3 protein-coding genes are annotated in these 2951 nt (G+C 67.0%); all 3 read left to right on the forward strand.

Annotated features, from left to right (window positions below; all coding sequences use genetic code 11):
- The first annotated feature begins 155 nt into the window (after positions 1–155).
- Positions 156–1148 (forward strand): transcription termination factor NusA, encoded by a 993-nt coding sequence (gene nusA / locus ACO48X_RS07000; protein ID WP_485001375.1) that lies wholly within the window; start codon positions 156–158, stop codon positions 1146–1148.
- A 96-nt stretch (positions 1149–1244) separates the two neighbouring features.
- Entirely contained in the window at positions 1245–1553 is a 309-nt protein-coding gene (locus tag ACO48X_RS07005) for a YlxR family protein (RefSeq protein WP_485001376.1), read from the forward strand.
- A 68-nt stretch (positions 1554–1621) separates the two neighbouring features.
- Positions 1622–2951, forward strand: a 1330-nt coding sequence (locus tag ACO48X_RS07010) for a translation initiation factor IF-2 N-terminal domain-containing protein (RefSeq protein ID WP_485001377.1), incomplete at its 3' end; no start/stop codon positions are given.

A 2951-nucleotide genomic window follows, 5' to 3' on the forward strand; every position in this document is an offset into this window, starting at 1 on the left:
GTCGTCGGCCGGCTCGTGAGCCTCTCCGGGGACACGCTGAACGTCCAGGTTGAGGGAAATCGACGCAGCGTGCCCATGGCTGAGGTCGTCTCCGGCCGTGTCAAGATCGATATGAGCCGGGCTCCGCAGTCCGCGATCGAGGAGGAGGAAGACTGATGGACATTCAGATGAACGAGCTTCGCATCGTCGAAAGCGAGCTCGGCATCAGCGTCGACGTGATCGTGGGTGCGATCGAGGACGCGTTGCTTCACGCCTATCAGCGCGTTCCGGGGGCCGTGCGCGGCGCCCGAGTGGAAATGGACCGGAGCACCGGCAAGGTCACGGTCTATGCGCCCGAGGTCGACGAGGATGGGGAGGTGATCGGCGAATTCGACGACACCCCCGGAGACTTCGGCCGCATCGCGACGTCCACGGCGCGTTCGATTATCGCGCAGCGCCTGCGCGACGCCGAGACGGACAGGGTCCTCGGATCGTTCAAGGGGAAGCAGGGCGAGGTCGTCTCCGGCGTCGTCCAGCAAAACCCACGCCACGACAGCCGGGATCTGCTGGTCGACGTCGGCGAACACGAGGCCATTATGCGCGTCGAGGAGCAGGTGCCGACGGAGAGGTTCCGCCACGGCGACCACATTCGGGCTCTTGTCCTCGAGGTGTCCGTGGGCACTCGCGGCGCTTCCGTCCGCCTCTCGCGGACCCATCCCGACTTCGCGCGCAAGCTCTTCGAGATGGAGGTGCCTGAAATCCAGGACGGCACGGTCGAAATCGTCGCGCTCGCCAGAGAGGCGGGGCACCGCGCGAAGATCGCCGTGTGGTCGGACATCCCGGACGTCAACGCGAAAGGCGCGTGCATCGGGCACAACGGGCAGCGCGTGCGCGCGGTGACCACGGAGCTCGGCGGCGAGAAGATCGACATAGTCGATTACGACGACGATCCCAAAGTCTTCATCGCGGCGTCCCTCTCGCCCGCCAAAGTCGTCCGCGTCGATATTCTCGACAAGGCCGAACGCCAGGCGAGGGCGATAGTCCCCGACGGGCAGACGTCGCTCGCGATCGGGAAAGAGGCGCAAAATGTGCGCCTTGCCGCCAAACTGACCGGGTGGTCGATCGACATCCGCAAGGAATCGGACGATTTAGACGACTTCGACGACTGAATGTGAGTGAGCGCTCCCTTCTTCGGCCTGGACGTTTCGGCATCTTAGGCGCAAAAGCGCTAAAATACCCAATGGCGTTCTTGAAGGAGGAGGCTGGTGACAGGTCAACCTCGCACCTGCATTGGATGCAGGCTCAAGGACAGCCGTATGGAAATGGTCCGCGTGGTGCGGCGCGAATCCGCGGTTGTCGTGGATAAGTGCGGAACGATGCAAGGCCGCGGGGCTTGGGTCCATCCCGACCTCCCGTGCCTCGAACGCGCTGTGCGTTCGCGGGCCTTTGAGCGCGCTCTCAAAGCTGCGCCCCTTGACACGGGGGCGGTGGAGGAGTTGCTTGTCCCGTCGGACGGAAACCCGTCCGAGAGTCGAGATAAGAAAGCGGGTAGAGACCCGATGGGCACCCGATGAGTACCCAGCGATGAGCTGCCAGCACTAGTGGGCCTGTGCGCGACACTGGCCCCGTACGAAGGAGAACTGTGGCCAAGGTCCGCGTCCATGAACTCGCCAAGGAATTGGGCATAACGAGCAAAAAGCTGCTCGAAGTGCTCAAGGAAAGCGGCGAATTCGTCAAGTCCGCCTCATCGACTATCGAGGCACCCGTCGTGCGCAAAGCGCACGAATACATCGAAGCTCACCCCGAGCTCGTTGAAAAGAAGAAGAAATCCGCCAAGAAGCCCGCTTCTCAGGCCAAGGCCGCCAAGTCGGGGGAGCGCCCCGCCGCCCCCGAGGCCGAAAAGGCCGACGTAGCGGGCTCCCGGAGCCCCTCTCAAGTCCGTGCGCCGCAAGGCAAGGAGGGGCCAGGCGACGTCTCGACGTCGGCGCAGGTGTCCCCCGCAGTCCAGCAGACCGCGCCCACAGCCCAAGACGGCGGAGCGCCGGTTCCGGGGCCCAAGCCCGGACCCGCCGCTGCGGCGCCCAAGGTCAAGGCTCCCGAGGAGAAAGCGGACAAGCCGCGCGAAGCGGCAGGGGCGAAGGCCGCCAAGTCCGCCGCGCCCAAGCCCGGCGCTCCCAAGCCGTCCGCGCCCAAACCGGCCGGGGAAAAGTCCAAGGCGCCTAAGCCGTCGAATCCGAAGAAGAAGCGTTCCGGCGGCGGGGGGCCGAAGCCTCAGGCGCCGCGCCCCGGCAACAACCCGTTCGCGCCCGCGCAGGGAATGCCGCGCCCCGGCGGCGGTCAGCGTCAGCAGGGCAAGCCCGGAGGCCGCTCAGGCTCCTCGCGCCCGCGTTCCGGCGCTCAGCGCCCCAACCCGAGCATGATGCCCGACAGGTCGTCCGCCCAGCCGGCGGGGCGTTCCTCTTCGGGCGGCAACAGGGGACGTTCCGGAGGCCCGGGCCGCGGCGGCCCAGGCGGGCCCGGAAACCGCGGCGGCGGCTTCACACGCTCCGGCGGGAAGTCCCGCGGCGGCTCGACGGCAGGCGCGTTCGGACGTCAAGGCGGGCGCCCCTCGCGCGGCCGCAAGTCGAGAAGGGCCAAGCGCGAAGAGTTCGAGGCGCAGTCCTCTCCCATGGTCGCGGGAATCGAGGTTCCCCGCGGCGACGGCTCCACGGTGGTCCGGGTTCGCGCAGGCGCCTCCCTCGCCGACTTCGCCGAGCGCATCGGCGCAAGCTCGGCCGCCCTCATCGCCGTTCTGTTCCGCATGGGCGAGATGGCCACGGCCAATCAATCGCTCGACGAAGACACGTTCACTCTGCTCGGAGCCGAGCTCGGCTACGACGTCCAGATCCTTTCGCCCGAAGACGAGGACCGCGAGATCCTCGAGGCCTTCGACATCGACCTCGAGGCGGAGGACGAGGCCGAGGACGACGAGG

It is taken from the genome of Peptidiphaga sp., assembly GCF_057238965.1.

Bases quoted from the DNA above. Each gene is read 5' to 3' on its own strand.
- nusA (WP_485001375.1), top strand. From the start codon at position 156: ATGGACATTCAGATGAACGAGCTTCGCATCGTCGAAAGCGAGCTCGGC.